12 protein-coding genes, 1 other RNA gene and 1 other annotated feature are annotated in these 15,346 nt (G+C 36.9%); of the genes, 11 read left to right on the top strand and 2 right to left on the bottom strand.

The genetic code is table 11. The features are described from left to right. Positions 1–24: 24 nt before the first annotated feature. On the bottom strand, positions 25–1,788 hold the full coding sequence (locus HUW50_RS01510; RefSeq protein WP_083964663.1) for an N-acetylmuramoyl-L-alanine amidase family protein: 1,764 nt from the start codon (positions 1,786–1,788) through the stop codon (positions 25–27). A 132-nt stretch (positions 1,789–1,920) separates the two neighbouring features. Here HUW50_RS01510 and HUW50_RS01505 point away from each other — a divergent pair, with 132 nt between their 5' ends. From HUW50_RS01505 to HUW50_RS01485, 5 genes are all read left to right on the top strand, one after another. Further along, positions 1,921–2,100 (top strand): RNA polymerase subunit sigma-70, encoded by a 180-nt coding sequence (locus tag HUW50_RS01505; protein WP_157094419.1) that lies wholly within the window; start codon positions 1,921–1,923, stop codon positions 2,098–2,100. A 73-nt stretch (positions 2,101–2,173) separates the two neighbouring features. Then, positions 2,174–2,407: a binding site (T-box leader), on the top strand. Positions 2,408–2,506: 99 nt separating this feature from the next. After that, positions 2,507–3,790, top strand: a complete 1,284-nt coding sequence (gene hisS, locus HUW50_RS01500; protein WP_066334468.1) for a histidine--tRNA ligase — start codon at positions 2,507–2,509, stop codon at positions 3,788–3,790. A gap of 234 nt (positions 3,791–4,024) precedes the next feature. Beyond that, entirely contained in the window at positions 4,025–5,791 is a 1,767-nt protein-coding gene (gene aspS, locus HUW50_RS01495) for an aspartate--tRNA ligase (protein WP_066334472.1), read from the top strand. Between the two features lie 72 nt (positions 5,792–5,863). Then, positions 5,864–6,053, top strand: a non-coding RNA gene (ssrS, locus tag HUW50_RS01490) — 6S RNA. Positions 6,054–6,376: 323 nt separating this feature from the next. After that, positions 6,377–7,144: a tRNA threonylcarbamoyladenosine dehydratase gene (locus tag HUW50_RS01485; RefSeq protein WP_066334480.1), complete on the top strand. Its 768-nt coding sequence runs from the start codon at positions 6,377–6,379 to the stop codon at positions 7,142–7,144. Between the two features lie 45 nt (positions 7,145–7,189). Here the strand turns inward: HUW50_RS01485 and HUW50_RS01480 are convergent, their stop codons facing one another. Continuing rightward, on the bottom strand, positions 7,190–8,440 hold the full coding sequence (locus tag HUW50_RS01480) for a replication-associated recombination protein A (protein WP_066335477.1): 1,251 nt from the start codon (positions 8,438–8,440) through the stop codon (positions 7,190–7,192). Positions 8,441–8,721: 281 nt separating this feature from the next. Here HUW50_RS01480 and HUW50_RS01475 point away from each other — a divergent pair, with 281 nt between their 5' ends. From HUW50_RS01475 to recD2, 6 genes are all read left to right on the top strand, one after another. Continuing rightward, the gene (locus tag HUW50_RS01475; RefSeq protein WP_066334482.1) at positions 8,722–9,405 is read left to right on the top strand and encodes a YczE/YyaS/YitT family protein; all 684 of its coding nucleotides are present in this window, start codon (positions 8,722–8,724) and stop codon (positions 9,403–9,405) included. 10 nt (positions 9,406–9,415) lie between these two features. Then, positions 9,416–9,832 (top strand): cysteine metabolism transcriptional regulator CymR, encoded by a 417-nt coding sequence (cymR, locus tag HUW50_RS01470; RefSeq protein ID WP_066334484.1) that lies wholly within the window; start codon positions 9,416–9,418, stop codon positions 9,830–9,832. 36 nt (positions 9,833–9,868) lie between these two features. Further along, on the top strand, positions 9,869–11,008 hold the full coding sequence (locus HUW50_RS01465) for a cysteine desulfurase family protein (RefSeq protein WP_066334485.1): 1,140 nt from the start codon (positions 9,869–9,871) through the stop codon (positions 11,006–11,008). A gap of 22 nt (positions 11,009–11,030) precedes the next feature. Beyond that, the gene (gene mnmA, locus HUW50_RS01460) at positions 11,031–12,143 is read left to right on the top strand and encodes a tRNA 2-thiouridine(34) synthase MnmA (RefSeq protein WP_066334491.1); all 1,113 of its coding nucleotides are present in this window, start codon (positions 11,031–11,033) and stop codon (positions 12,141–12,143) included. A 119-nt stretch (positions 12,144–12,262) separates the two neighbouring features. Next, complete coding sequence (locus HUW50_RS01455; RefSeq protein WP_185653643.1) at positions 12,263–12,922, top strand: tetratricopeptide repeat protein; 660 nt, start codon at positions 12,263–12,265, stop codon at positions 12,920–12,922. A gap of 33 nt (positions 12,923–12,955) precedes the next feature. Further along, positions 12,956–15,322 (top strand): SF1B family DNA helicase RecD2, encoded by a 2,367-nt coding sequence (recD2, locus tag HUW50_RS01450; RefSeq protein WP_066334497.1) that lies wholly within the window; start codon positions 12,956–12,958, stop codon positions 15,320–15,322. Positions 15,323–15,346: the final 24 nt, after the last annotated feature.

Here is a 15,346-nt window from a genome sequence, read left to right as displayed (position 1 = left end):
CCAATCGGCTTACCTCTTTTTAAGTTATTTAAAATACTGAGCCAGTCCATTATAAATACCTTGTGATACACGTTCCTGATAGCTTGATGTATTAACAGTTAATTCTTCTGTTCGATTACTTAAGAAACCAAGCTCTAAAAGTGTTGAAGGTACATTGTTTTCACGAAGTACATGGAAGTTTCCATATTTGATACCACGGTTTCTTAGATTAGATTGTTTGACTAATTGCGAATTCAATTTCGAAGCTAGTTGTGCATCCTTTAATGAGCTGTAATAGTAAGCTGTTGTTCCATTAGCACTTCTATCAGTTGTGCTATCATAATGAAGACTAATAAACGCTTTGGCATTACGATAATGTGACGTGCGAACTCTTGAGTTCAGGCTTATATATGTATCATTAGAACGAGTTAAAAAAACATTTGCGCCTGCTGATTTTAGTTTGTCATAAACTAATTTAGCTGTTGTTAATGTTAAGTTTTTTTCTAGTGTACCCCTTGTCCCAACAGCACCGCTATCCTGTCCGCCATGACCTGGGTCGATAACAATTGTTTTATTTTTAACGTATTGCTCAGAACCAGGCTTTGTCACAGGAGAACTAACACCGCTTGTCTCAACAACCCAACCTGCAATATAGCCAATTGTACTTCCAAGATTAATTTTGTACCAATCACCAACCGTTTCGATGATCTCGTACGATTCTCCTAAACTTGCTCGTTTGACAATTGATTTGCTAGTTGAGGCACCTGATCGAATGTTTGTACCATTATAAATGATTTTTACATGCTTCTTATTAGTTGTACTTGGGGAAGAGCTTGTTTTATCGATAGTTTTTGAAATATACCATCCAGCAATCCAGCCTGTTTTATTTGAGCTAAAGGTTATTTTGTACCAATCATTTTTTTCTTCAGTAATCGAAACCTTCATTCCTTTAGTAACAGTCCCAACAACCTTACCATTTAAAGAACCATTATTCCTTACATTTAAGGATGTAGCAGTAACAGTTCCACTTGCTTTGACCGTTGTGCTTGGGCTTGTGGTTGAAGGTGTTTCTGTTGATGAACCTGAACTGCTAAGTTTTAAATAATCGCTATGTACCCAGCCTTTAATAGCGTTTGTTTCGATTTGTGCCCAGCCACCTTGCTCTTGAATAATAGTAACACTAGCATTCTTTCTTAGGCTCCCGACACGAGTACCCTTAGTAGAGGGCGTTTTTCTGACATTAAGGGAGGTAGCGGTGATACTTGCTGTTTTTTTGACTTTGGACGGTGTTGCTTTGTTCGAGTTTCCATTCGTTTTTACATAGCTAGCAGCTACCCATCCTTGCTTACCTGAGTAAGAAATCTTGATCCATTCTCCACTTTTGTCTAAGTAAGTAGCTGTTTTTCCTTTTTCAAACACACCAATAACTCCAAATGATGTTCCTGGTCCTGAACGAAATCTTAATCCAGTAGCTTTGGATTCAACTGTTCCATTTCCACTTGAAACTGATGAAGATGAAGAAGTGCTATTAGCTTTCTTTGTCACAAGCCATGCTGCAACCCAGCCAGTTGAATTGCTTGAAAGTTTAATTTTAATCCAATCATTTTTCTTTTCTACGACATCAAAAGTTTGGCCCTTTTTTACTTTGGCAAGAACAGAAGAAGTAAGAGCTGCCCCACTTCTAACATTTAGCAGATCAACATTAATTGTCACTTGTTCACTAGCTGCAGTCGATTTAATCGGACTTACAAATGAAGCAATAAAAAGTAGCGTAAAACATATGTACATGGTCATGCCTTTGCGAATCAACGAAAAATCCTCCTTTTCTAGGTGCTAAACTAAACATTTCTCTACTTATATCGACATTCCTTTTAAAAGTTGAAATAAATTCTTCCAAAATAGGTAAAGATATTTGTATGAGACTTAATCTGAAGGGACGTAATGCAGATGAGAAATAGTGAAAAGGGAGAATTAACACACACGCGACATGATGTTTTTGGCATGGATTTTCATGATTTTATGGTAAAAGAACAAAATGATACATCATTGGAATTGGCATCCGAATTTGGAATTTCACTAAGAGAAGTAAAGAATTTAAAAAAACATTTAAATCGTTCTTGACATTGTACGTCAAACATTCGTATGATAAGATAAAATTCGAGTAATTCGATTTGGAAAAATACCTTACATAGGCTTTGAACCGGTGAGGGAGAAAAGTAAATAAGAGTACACATGAATAGAGAGGAAATGCCTTTGGCTGAAAGCATTTCTACATGATGACTTATTGAAAAACACTCCTTAGGTTTCTCTCTGAAAAACAGTTTGTTTAGTAGGAGCAGAACGTTACAGGCGTTAACTGATTGAGTGGAAATAGTACTATTATTATTTCAACTAGGGTGGAACCACGGGTATAACTCTCGTCCCTACATTTTGTAGAGACGGGAGTTTTTTATGTTTTTGTAGGAATCGTCTTATGCTTGTCGGGGCTGAACAAGGCGCTTCCGCTTTTAGATAGGAGGAGAAAGTGATGTCATTCCAGATTCCTAGAGGAACTCAGGATATTTTACCTGGAGAAGTAGAAAAGTGGCAGTTTGTAGAAAATACTGCACGAGAATTATGTAACAGATATCAATATAAGGAAATACGTACGCCGATCTTTGAACATACAGAATTATTTGCACGAGGTGTTGGTGAAAGTACTGATATTGTTCAAAAGGAAATGTACACATTTCAAGATCGTAAGGGAAGAAGCATGACGCTAAGACCTGAAGGAACCGCTTCGACTGTACGTTCTTTTGTGGAAAAAAAGCTTTATGCAAACTCATCTCAACCAACTAAGCTTTATTACATTGGACCAATGTTTAGATACGAACGTCCGCAAACTGGCCGTTTTCGTCAATTTGTCCAATTTGGTATAGAAGCACTTGGAAGTAATGATCCTGCTATCGATGCTGAGGTTATTTCACTTGCGATGTCTCTCTATCAAACACTTGGTTTAAAGAGTTTAAAGCTTGTGATAAACAGCCTAGGTGATGCAGATAGTCGCACAGCACATCGCACGGCATTAATCTCACACTTTGAGCCGAGAATTGGAGAGTTTTGTTCAGATTGTCAAAAACGTTTAGAACAAAACCCCTTGCGAATTTTAGATTGTAAGAAGGATCGCGATCATGAATTAATGAAGACCGCTCCTTCGATTCTTGAATATTTAAATGATGGGTCAAAAAGCTACTTTAATAAAGTTCAGCAATATTTGTCTGCAAATGGGATCCCTTATGAAGTAGATCCTGGGCTTGTAAGAGGCTTAGATTACTATAATCATACTGCCTTTGAAATCATGAGTAATGCTGAAGGCTTTGGAGCCATTACAACCTTATGTGGAGGTGGCCGCTATAATGGACTTGCTCAAGAAATTGGTGGACCTGAGACTCCAGGGATTGGTTTTGCCTTAAGTATTGAACGCCTTTTAGCAGCTCTTGATGCCGAAAATGTAACTTTACCGATTTCTAGTGACATAGATTGTTATATCGTTACAATGGGGGATCAAGCAAAGGATCGTGCTGTTTCATTGCTTTATGAGATGAGAAACGCGGGCTTAAAAGCAGAAAAAGACTATGAAGATAAAAAAATGAAAGCTCAATTCAAATCTGCAGATCGTCATCAGGCTAAATTTGTAGCTGTATTGGGTGATGATGAACTTGAAAAAAATGTGATAGCTGTTAAGAATATGGAGACAGGTGTCCAAGAAGATATTGCTATTGATCAACTTATTTCTTATTTAAAAGCTTATTCTAAGAGAATGTTGCTTTAAAACTAAAATACTTTAGGTTGATTGGAGCGGAAGTGCGAGACTCCTGCGGGAGTAGCGGGACAGGTGAGACTCATGCAGGCGTTTACGCCGAGGAGGCTCACCGCCCGCCCCGCGGAAAGCGAGCATCTGAAGCGGAAATCAACCACACCGCACTACTTAGTAAATAGCAACAAAGTTTGCAAAAAAAGTCTATTTAAAACAAACATCTATTTGATTAACAAAGGAGAGGGTACCATGTTTGGCCGTACATATTATTGTGGAGAAGTACCAGAGTCAGCTATTGGAGAAAAAATCGTATTAAAAGGGTGGGTGCAAAAACGACGTGATTTAGGAGGAGTTATTTTTATTGATCTTCGCGATCGCACAGGTGTTGTTCAAATCGTTTTTAACCCAGAAATTTCTGAGGAAGCATTAGCAATTGCTGAGCGAGTTCGAAGTGAATATGTGTTAGATATAACTGGGAAAGTTGTTGAACGTGATGCAGAAACAGTAAACCCAAATGTCCCAACTGGGAAAATAGAGGTTATTGTTGAGAATGTAACGATTATAAACGCAGCTAAAAATCCGCCATTCTTAATTGAGGATAAATCAGATGAAGTATCCGAGGATGTTCGTCTAAAATATCGTTATTTAGATTTAAGAAGACCAGCACTATTTAATACGATTCAAATGCGTCACAATGTAACTAAATCAATGCGTAATTTCCTAGATGAAAGTGGCTTTTTAGATATTGAAACGCCAATCTTAACAAAGAGCACACCTGAAGGAGCTCGTGATTACTTAGTACCTAGTCGTGTACATGAAGGTGAATTTTATGCATTACCACAATCACCACAAATCTTTAAACAGCTATTAATGGTGTCAGGGTTTGATAAATATTATCAAATAGCTCGCTGTTTCCGTGACGAAGATTTACGTGCTGACCGTCAGCCTGAATTTACACAAATTGATATTGAAGCTTCATTTATGAGTCAGGATGATATTATGTCCATGACAGAAAAAATGATGGCAAGAATTATGAAAGAAACAAAGGGTGTTGAGATTAACCTACCAATGCAAAGAATGCCATATGACGAGGCAATGGGGCGCTTTGGATCTGATAAGCCAGACACACGCTTTGGTTTAGAGCTTGTTGATGTAGGTGAAATTGTTAAAGACAGTGGCCTGAAAGTATTTAGCAGTGTAGTAGCAAATGGTGGTCAAGTAAAATCAATCAATGTTAAAGGTGCTGCTGATAAATATTCTAGAAAAGATATGGATGCACTAGCTGAATTCGTTGCACCATACGGAGCAAAAGGGTTAGCTTGGCTAAAAGTTGAAGAAGATGGTTTAAAAGGTCCGATTATTAAATTTTTCACTGAAGAAGAGCAAAAAGGATTAGTTAGAACAATGGAAGCAACAGTCGGTGATTTGCTAGTATTTGTAGCTGATAAAAAATCAGTTGTTGCGGATTCCCTAGGTGCGCTTCGATTAAAGCTTGGTAAAGACCTACAGTTAATTGATGAAAGTAAATATAATTTTCTTTGGGTTGTTGATTGGCCATTACTTGAGTATGACGAAGCAACAAAACGTTATTATGCAGCACATCATCCATTTACAATGCCAGCTCGTGAAGATTTAAGTTTATTTGACACAGATCCGGGTAATATGAAAGCACAGGCATATGATATTGTATTAAATGGATACGAGCTAGGTGGCGGATCAATTCGTATTTTTGAAAAAGACGTTCAAGAAAAAATGTTCAAGTTATTAGGCTTCTCTGATGAAGAGGCCAAAGAACAATTTGGTTTCTTATTAGACGCTTTTGAATATGGCACACCACCACATGGTGGTATAGCTCTTGGTTTAGACCGATTAGTAATGCTATTAGCTGGTCGTACAAATTTAAGAGATACAATCGCTTTCCCTAAAACAGCGAGTGCGAGTGATTTATTAACAAATGCCCCAAGTACTGTAAGTGAAGCGCAGTTAGAAGAATTGAATTTAGAATTACGTGACTAAATCATTAATTGCATCTAGTCAAGATCTTGAAATGATATTTTCAATATGATATTATTTTAAAAAATAACAATTAAAGTCCTGATGTGTTAGTTGTACACCTAGTTTTGACCTAACATTTTTTCTACGGGAGCTTGTGTTTCTTGACAGAGTAAATGCCTCTCTAACTCGTTAAAGAGGACTTACAACCTCTAAGAATAAAGCACCCACCTGCTAAGGGCGGGATCAAAACGAGGGAAACGGCGACGGCACGATTGGGACTACTACATATGATTGACTAAGGGTCTGACCCCTCAATGTAAACTTATAGATAGTACATTACCTAGGTTTGTACTAATTATTAAGGATTGAGAGGATAGACCCTTTTTGTTTGTTAATACAAAAGGGCACTGAAACCCTGAAAATAAATAAAATGATAATACATTCAGCTTGGGGAGTTTTGAAACGAGGTTTCTTGAAATTCCTTATTTGTAGATCTATAAAATCTCTTGCTTTTCGTACAATGTATGTTATATTCGTTTTCAGGTAAAAATACTGTCATTATGAAATGACAGTGAAATTAATTGGATAATAATTGGAGTGAGTTAGTTGTTACATCAATTTTCACGTAATGAATTAGCGATTGGTAAAGAAGGTTTAGATATACTAAAGAATAGTACTGTTGCTGTGCTAGGTATTGGCGGTGTCGGTTCTTTTTCAGCGGAAGCACTTGCTAGATCTGGAGTAGGGCGATTGGTTTTAGTTGATAAAGATGATGTAGATATTACAAATGTAAATCGTCAAATTCACGCACTAATCTCAACAGTTGGTCAACCGAAAGTTGACTTAATGGAAGCGCGAATAAAGGATATAAACCCTGACTGCGAAGTTATTTCTCTCAAGATGTTTTATACAGAAGAAACCTACGAGCAATTTTTTGATCAAAAGCTTGATTATGTAATAGATGCATCTGATACCATTTCTTATAAAATTCATTTAATGAAGGAATGTTTAAAACGAAAGATTCCGATCATTTCCAGTATGGGTGCGGCAAATAAAATGGATCCTACTAGGTTTCAAGTTGCCGACATTTCGAAAACACATACAGACCCAATGGCGAAGGTTATTCGTATTCGTTTACGTAAAGAAGGAATTCATAAAGGAATAAAGGTTGTTTTCTCTGATGAAAGTCCGATTGTCATTCGTGAAGATGTACGTAAAGAGGTTGGTAATGATGCTGCACAAATCCGTAAAGCAAAAATGCCTCCAGCATCCAATGCATTTGTACCTTCTGTAGCGGGGTTAATTATGGGAGGATATGTTGTAACTGATTTAGTTAAGGATATCAAGATTGTTCGAGTTAAAGATGAAAAATAACAGAAAAGAGGCTATTCTAGCCTCTTTTTGTTAGCTTAGACGTTCTCACTTTCTTTGTTGCTTCAATAGCTTGTCATACACTTGGCTTAAGGTTAATTCGAATTTTCCAGTTTTTTTCGGTTCATAATACACTTTGTTTTTTAAACGATCTGGCAGGTATTGTTGTTTTACCCAGCCATTTTCATAATCATGTGGATATAAATAATCAATTCCTCTGCCTAACGCTTTTGCACCCTGATAATGTGCATCCTTTAGATGAATGGGAACGTCACCTATTTTTCCAGCTCTGATGTCAGAGATCGCGTTATCTAATGCTTGATAAGCACTATTTGATTTGGGTGAAAGGCATAATTCAATGACTGCATTTGCAAGCGGAATTCTTGCTTCAGGGAATCCTAATCGTTCAGTTGCTTCAATTGCTGCTAATGTTCGCGCTCCTGCTTGTGGATTTGCAAGACCTATATCCTCATACGCAATGACTAATAGTCTTCTGTTGATGCTTACTAAATCACCAGCTTCAATTAGTCTACCTAAATAATGTAAAGCGGCATTTACATCAGAACCTCTAATAGATTTCTGAAATGCAGAAATCACATCATAGTGGGCGTCACCGTCTTTATCATGAACAAAGCTTTTCTTTTGCAGACATTCCTCAGCTATTTCAATAGTAATTTCAATTAAACCATCTCTATTAGCCTCAGTAGATAAAACAGCTAATTCAAGTGCGTTTAGTGCTGACCGTACATCACCTCCACAGCTGCCAGCTAAATGATGTAAAGCATCTTCACTTATTTCGATCTCCTGTATTCCTAATCCATCTTCTTTATCATGAATTGCCCGAAGTAAAGCCTGTTTTATATCCTCCTCATCTAGTGAATGTAGTTCGAAAATCTGACATCTACTTCGTATCGCTGGATTAATTGAATGATAAGGGTTACTTGTAGTCGCCCCGATTAGAATAATCATTCCATTCTCAAGATAAGGTAGTAAAAAGTCTTGCTTTGCTTTATCAAGACGATGTACTTCGTCTAAAATTAAAATTACTTTTCCTGACATCTTTGCTTCTGCAACAACAATTTCCATATCTTTTTTATTGTTAACAACAGCATTAAGCTTGCGAAAGGCTGTACCAGTGCTACCTGCAATCGCCGTAGCAATCGATGTTTTTCCAATACCAGGGGGTCCGTATAATATCATTGAGGACAAATGCTTTGCTTTAACCATGCGCTGAATAATTTTTCCTTCTGCTACTAAATGGGTTTGACCGATAATATCTTCTAATTTTTTTGGTCGCATTCTATATGCAAGTGGTTGCTTCAATTTAAACACTCCAAACGTTTAGTGAAAATGTCATGATTAGTGATTAGATGGGTATGTGTTGTGACCTTACTGGTGAATAATGAAAATCACTATGTCCAAGCAGCAAAGTCGGTTTTAGTGCCTAATAAGTTAATAATATGCTATAATGGCTAATGTTCAAAGTAAGAAACTTAGAAAATAAATGCTCTAGTCTAAAGGATGTGCATGCTTGTCTTACACCTTAGAAGTTTCTTCAAAGCATATCGGGGGATCATAGCATGAAGAATAACAACAATATCTTTGTATCCATTGTAAAATGGGTGATATATTTTATAGGCTTGCTAATTATGTCATTAGGAATAGTGTTAACAATTAAAGCAGATTTAGGAGTTTCCTCTTGGGATGTTCTCCACATTGGGCTGTATCGTCAACTGGGCTTAACGATTGGAACTTGGACGATATTAACTGGTGCAATCGTTCTTTGTGTAGCAACACTTTTAACAAAAAGGCTACCACAACTTGGTGCATTTATTAACATGCTAAGTATTGGAGTTTTTATTGATTTATATTTAATGATGCCGTTTTTAAAGACACCTGAATCATTTATCGGACAATTGATTATGCTTATGGTAGGCATTATTGTATTAGGGTACGGGATGGGATTATATATATCAGCTAAATGTGGTGCTGGACCTAGGGACAGTTTAATGATATCTCTAGTAGAAAAAACAGGGAAATCGATAACTTTTATTAGAGGCGCTATTGAAATTATTGTATTAGGTATTGGCTGGTTTTTAGGTGGACCGGTATATATTGGAACAATCATTACAACGGTAACGATTGGATATGTAGCAGGGATGATGATACCGTTTTGTCATATATCAACGGATCGACTGTTAATCAAACTATCTAGTAACAAGGGAACTATTCAAGAAAATAGGTTGCTAGATCGTAAAATATAGGGGTGTTAGTATGAAAATATCGACAAAAGGACGTTATGGTTTAACAATTATGATTGAGTTGGCACGAAAGCATGGAGAAGGTCCAACATCATTAAAAAGTATTGCACAAGCCCATGACTTGTCAGAACATTATTTAGAGCAGCTAATTGCTCCACTACGAAATGCAAGACTCGTAAAAAGCATAAGAGGCGCTTATGGTGGTTATATTTTAGGAGATGAGCCGACGAACATTACATCAGGTGATATTATACGTGTTCTTGAAGGACCGATAAGCCCTGTTGAAGTACTAGAGGATGAAGAACCAGCTAAGAGACAACTTTGGGTGAAAATTCGTGATGCAGTAGCGGATGTACTTGATAATACAACACTAGAAGATCTTGCGAGCTATACAGACGGAGAGCAAGAGCCTTATATGTTTTATATTTAAAACTGTTCTAGACATTAAGATAGGAGGGGTTGCCTGATGAAACGAATTTATTTAGATCATGCTGCAACATCCCCATTGCATCCAGAGGTGCTTGAAAAAATGCTGCCGATTATGTTGGAAAACTTCGGTAACCCTTCAAGCATCCATTCATTTGGTAGAGAAGCCCGACGCATTACTGATGAATCTAGAAGAAATCTTGCTAATCATATCGGGGCAACACCTGGAGAAATTATTTTTACAAGTGGTGGTACTGAGGCTGATAATCTGGCAGTTATTGGAGCAGCTTTAGCAAATAAACATGTGGGTAAGCACATCATCACCACGCAAATTGAGCATCATGCTGTCTTGCATGCATGTAAGCATCTAGAGAATGTTGGGTATGAAGTAACCTATTTGCCTGTTAATGAACAAGGAGTTATTTCGATTGATCAACTTAAGGAAAATTTAACAGATCAAACTGTACTTGTAACAATTATGTACGGAAATAACGAAGTTGGTTCAATCCAGCCTATTCAAGAGATTGCTAACGTGCTTAAGGACCATAAAGCTTTGTTTCATACAGATGCGGTACAAGCCTTTGGAGTGGAACATATAAATGTAAAAGACTTAGGTGTTGACCTTTTATCAGTATCAGCACATAAAATAAATGGACCTAAAGGTGTAGGGTTTTTATACGTGAAAAATGGAGTGAAGCTTCAACCATCCTTATATGGGGGAGAACAGGAGCTGAAGCGTAGAGCTGGTACAGAAAATGTATCAGGGATATATGGGTTTAGTTATGCTGCAGATCTTGCCTTATCAACTCGTGCACATAAAACCGAGCAATACAGAGCATTTAAGCAAGAAATGATTGGTATCTTTGAAGAGCAAAATCTTCAATTTCAATTAAACAATTCATTAGATGGATTGCCACATATATTAAATGTGTATTTTCCAGGAACACATATTGAATCATTATTAGTCAATTTAGATTTATCAGGCATTGCAGCTTCAAGTGGATCAGCATGTACAGCTGGTTCTGTTGATCCATCACATGTATTAGTTGCAATGTTCGGTAAAGAATCAGATCGTGTATTATCTTCAGTTCGATTTAGTTTTGGTTATGGGACAAGTCTGGAAGAAATTCAATATGCTGCAGAGAAAATAGCAAATATTATTAAGAGAGTTACAGCTTAGAGTTACAATGGAGGTGAAAGGGATGAAAAAAGATCCTAAAGATATAAGAGTAGTCGTAGGTATGTCAGGTGGAGTTGATTCATCTGTTGCGGCGCTTCGATTAAAAGAGCAGGGCTATGAGGTAATTGGGATTTTTATGAAAAACTGGGATGACACTGATGAAAACGGTGTTTGTACCGCGACAGAGGATTACAACGATGTTATTGAAGTGTGTAATCAAATTGGTATTCCGTATTATGCAGTGAATTTTGAAAAACAGTATTGGGACAAGGTGTTTACGTACTTCCTTGATGAATACAAAGCAGGTAGAACGCCAAATCCTGATGTAATGTGTAATAAAGAAATTAAATTTAAAGCTTTTTTAGAACATGCAATGTCACTGGGAGCAGATTATTTAGCAACAGGTCATTATGCACGTGTGGAGTACCGTGATGGTGAATATAAAATGCTTCGTGGCATAGATGATAACAAGGATCAAACATATTTCCTTAATCAGTTGGGTCAGGAACAACTATCAAAGGTCATGTTCCCATTAGGTGATATTGAGAAACCATTAGTTCGTGAAATGGCAAAGAAAGCGAATTTAGCAACTGCAACAAAGAAAGATAGTACCGGCATCTGTTTTATTGGTGAACGAAATTTTAAAGAGTTTTTAAGTGGGTATTTGCCAGCACAGCCTGGAATTATGCAAACTCTTGATGGTGAAGTTATGGGTAAGCATGATGGGCTTATGTACTATACAATCGGTCAACGCCACGGCCTTGGAATCGGTGGTAGTGGAGACCCTTGGTTTGCAATTGGAAAAGACTTGGAGAAAAATGTGTTATATGTTGATCAAGGTTTCCATAATGAGCTTTTATACTCTGATTCCATTATTGCTACAAATGTTAGTTGGGTATCAGAAAACCAAGTTTCTGAATTGACTTGTACAGCTAAATTCCGTTATCGTCAAGAAGACAATGACGTGGTTGTTACAATGTTGGATAATTCAACTGCAAAAGTTGTGTTTAAGAAGCCAATTCGTGCAGTAACGCCAGGACAAGCTGTCGTCTTTTATGATGGTGAGGTTTGTCTTGGTGGTGGAACAATCGATGATGTGTTCAAAAATGATAAAAAGCTGTGGTATGTAGGCTAATCGTGAGATACTAAAGAAAGGGGGTTGACACATTTGTTTGAGTCAGCCCCTTTTAACTATGATAAGACGTTCTAAATGAAACTACATATGAACTAAATGTTGAAAGAGGGTTTTTGTAAATGGATATGAATCAACGTGGAATTGAAGCAATGCAAGAGGGGAATTTTGAGGAAGCAGCATCGATTTTTTCTGAGGCGATTGAAGCTAATCCGAATGATCCCATTAGTTACATCAATTTTGGTAATTTGCTCTCAGCTGTAAATGAGCTTGACAAGGCATTAAAATTTTATGATAAAGCAATCGAGTTAGATGAAGATGCTGCAACTGCATATTATGGGGCAGGAAATGTTTATTTTAATCAAGAAAAATATCATGAAGCGAAAAATAAGTATGAAAAAGCGTTGAAAAAGGGGTTGGATCACGGAGATTTACATTTTATGTTAGGAATGAGCTTGCAAAATATTGGTCAAAATCGCTTATCACTTCCATATTTTCAACGTGCTACAGAATTAAATGAAGATGATACCGATGCCAGATTCCAATATGGTTTATGTCTTGCACAATTAGATTTAGTTGATGAGGCGATGAAGCAATTTCAAACAATAGTTGAGCTTGATGAAGAACATGCAGATGCTTATTATAATCTAGGTGTTGCTTATGCATTTAAAGAGGAAGTGAAAAAAGCAACTGACATGCTAGAAAAAGCATTAAACATACAATCCGATCATTTATTAGCAGGTCATGCTTTAAAAATCTTGAAGGAAAATAAAGAGCAATAAGATGACACGCAGGGAAGAAGGGAGAACGGATTCATGCAGGAAAGTGCTGATTTATTTGGGGAAAATGAACGTTTTGTTAAAGGACTTGTAAAGGTTGTTATTTTTCACAATGAGCAAAACTTATATTCAGTGTTAAAAGTAAGAGTTCATGAAACAAGTGAAAATATTGAAGATAAAGAGATAACCGTTACAGGTTACTTTCCACTCCTGCATGAAGATGACACCTATACCTTTTTTGGAACATTTAAAAACCACCCCAAATTTGGTCTTCAATTTCAAACTGAACATTTTCGAAAAGAAATCCCTCAAACAAAGGAAGGGATTATTCAATATTTATCGAGTGATCTTTTCAAAGGGATAGGCAAAAAGACAGCGGAAGCTATTGTTGAGAAACTAGGTGAATCAGCAATTTCAAAAATTCTGCAAAACCCTTCGATTTTAGATGATATTCCAAAGGTAAATAAAGATAAAGCGAAACAACTTGTCGAGTCATTAATATCCCATCAAGGGCTAGAGCAAATAATGATAGCACTCAATCAATTTGGTTTTGGACCTCAACTTGCCATGAAAATTTATCAAGTCTATCAAGATCAAACCTTGACAATAATTCAAGAGAATCCATATCAATTGGTTCATGATGTTGAAGGAATAGGATTTGTGCGAGCAGATGAGCTTGGTCAGCATTTAGGTATTTCTGAAAAAAGCGCAGAAAGAATTAAAGCTGCATGTCTTTATATTATTGAACATATGAGCTTACAAGAAGGACATGTTTATTTAACATTAGAACAGCTAATTGTAAGAACGAAGGAATTACTTGATCATTCAAAACAAGAGAATATTCATGAAACAGATATTGCAACTGAAATATCCGCATTAAACAATGAAAAAAAAGTGATCGTTGAAGAAGAACGGGCATATATACCATCTCTTTATTACGCGGAACAAGGATTAGTAAAAAACATAAAAAAAGTACTAGCACAAACGGAATATGATGACCTATTTCCTGAGTCTGAATTTTTGCTTTCGCTTGGTAACCTCGAAGAAAGAATGAAGGTACAATATGCTCCAACTCAAAAGGATGCAATTCAACAGGCGTTAATGTCTCCAATGCTTTTATTAACAGGAGGTCCTGGAACAGGTAAAACAACTGTTATAAAGGGAATTGTTGAATTATATGCAGATTTACATGGATGTTCTCTTGAACCAAAGGATTATAAAAAAGAAGAACCATTTCCGATTTTACTTGTTGCACCAACAGGACGTGCGGCAAAACGAATGAGTGAAGCAACAGGTATGCCAGCTGTTACGATTCATCGTCTTTTGAAGTGGAATGGTGCTGATGGTTTTGAGCATGATGAAGATAATCCGATTTCAGGAAAACTGCTCATTGTAGATGAGGTGTCAATGGTTGATTTATGGATTGCGAATCAATTGTTTAAAGCACTTCCCGAAAAAATCCAAGTAATAATGGTTGGGGATGAGGATCAGCTCCCATCAGTAGGTCCTGGTCAGGTGCTTCGTGATTTATTAGCCTCCAAAATCATCCCAACGGTCCAACTAACCGATATATATCGTCAAGCAGAAGGGTCATCAATAATTGAGCTTGCACACGATATAAAGCAAGGTAAATTGCCGCAAAATATTACATCTCCAACCTCTGACAGGTCATTTATCCAATGCTCACAGGCGCAAATGAAAGAGGTAATTGGAAAGGTAATTAAAAGTGCTATCAACAAAGGCTATACAGCGAGAGATATTCAAATTTTAGCACCAATGTATAAAGGTCCAGCAGGGATTGATCAATTAAACAAACTGCTTCAAGAGCTTTTTAACCCTAAAACACCTGGAAAAAGAGAAATGACATTTGGTGATACCATCTATCGGAATGGTGATAAAGTTCTCCAATTGGTCAATCAGCCTGATAGTAATGTCTTTAACGGTGATATTGGAGAGATAGTTTCAATTTTTTATGCAAAAGAAAATACCGAAAAAGAAGATATGATTGTCGTTTCCTTTGATGGCAATGAGGTTACCTATATAAAACAAGATTTTAACCAGTTTACTCATGCGTTTTGCTGCTCGATCCATAAATCACAGGGTAGTGAATTTCCGATTGTTGTGATGCCTATTGTAAAAGGATATTATCGAATGCTTCGTCGAAATTTAATTTATACTGCAATTACAAGGAGTAAGCGGTCTTTGGTTATATGTGGGGAAAAAGATGCTTTACAGTGGGGGATTTCCAATAGCGATAGTTCAGACAGGCAGACAAGTCTTAAAATTAAGCTAAATGGTTTTGAGGAAGTAGACGAATTACAAAAAGAGCTTCCATTCCCTGTCCAAGATGCAAATATTGGAATGGAAAACGTTACACCGTATGACTTTATGGAAGAAGGCTAAAGCTAAAATTGTTCGGAAAGGTGG

This window comes from Metabacillus sp. KUDC1714 (assembly GCF_014217835.1).
GTDB classification, from domain to species: domain Bacteria; phylum Bacillota; class Bacilli; order Bacillales; family Bacillaceae; genus Metabacillus; species Metabacillus rhizosphaerae.
Note: the sequence above shows the minus strand (reverse complement) of the source record. Positions and strands in the feature narration are given on the sequence as shown.

What these genes read in the sequence shown, in the direction of transcription:
- HUW50_RS01505 (WP_157094419.1), top strand. Translation starts at nt 1,921, where the DNA reads ATGCAGATGAGAAATAGTGAAAAGGGAGAATTAACACACACGCGACAT.
- hisS (WP_066334468.1), top strand. Translation starts at nt 2,507, where the DNA reads ATGTCATTCCAGATTCCTAGAGGAACTCAGGATATTTTACCTGGAGAA.
- aspS (WP_066334472.1), top strand. Translation starts at nt 4,025, where the DNA reads ATGTTTGGCCGTACATATTATTGTGGAGAAGTACCAGAGTCAGCTATT.
- HUW50_RS01480 (WP_066335477.1), bottom strand. Translation starts at nt 8,440, where the DNA reads ATGCGACCAAAAAAATTAGAAGATATTATCGGTCAAACCCATTTAGTA.
- HUW50_RS01475 (WP_066334482.1), top strand. Translation starts at nt 8,722, where the DNA reads ATGAAGAATAACAACAATATCTTTGTATCCATTGTAAAATGGGTGATA.
- cymR (WP_066334484.1), top strand. Translation starts at nt 9,416, where the DNA reads ATGAAAATATCGACAAAAGGACGTTATGGTTTAACAATTATGATTGAG.
- HUW50_RS01465 (WP_066334485.1), top strand. Translation starts at nt 9,869, where the DNA reads ATGAAACGAATTTATTTAGATCATGCTGCAACATCCCCATTGCATCCA.
- mnmA (WP_066334491.1), top strand. Translation starts at nt 11,031, where the DNA reads ATGAAAAAAGATCCTAAAGATATAAGAGTAGTCGTAGGTATGTCAGGT.
- HUW50_RS01455 (WP_185653643.1), top strand. Translation starts at nt 12,263, where the DNA reads ATGGATATGAATCAACGTGGAATTGAAGCAATGCAAGAGGGGAATTTT.
- recD2 (WP_066334497.1), top strand. Translation starts at nt 12,956, where the DNA reads ATGCAGGAAAGTGCTGATTTATTTGGGGAAAATGAACGTTTTGTTAAA.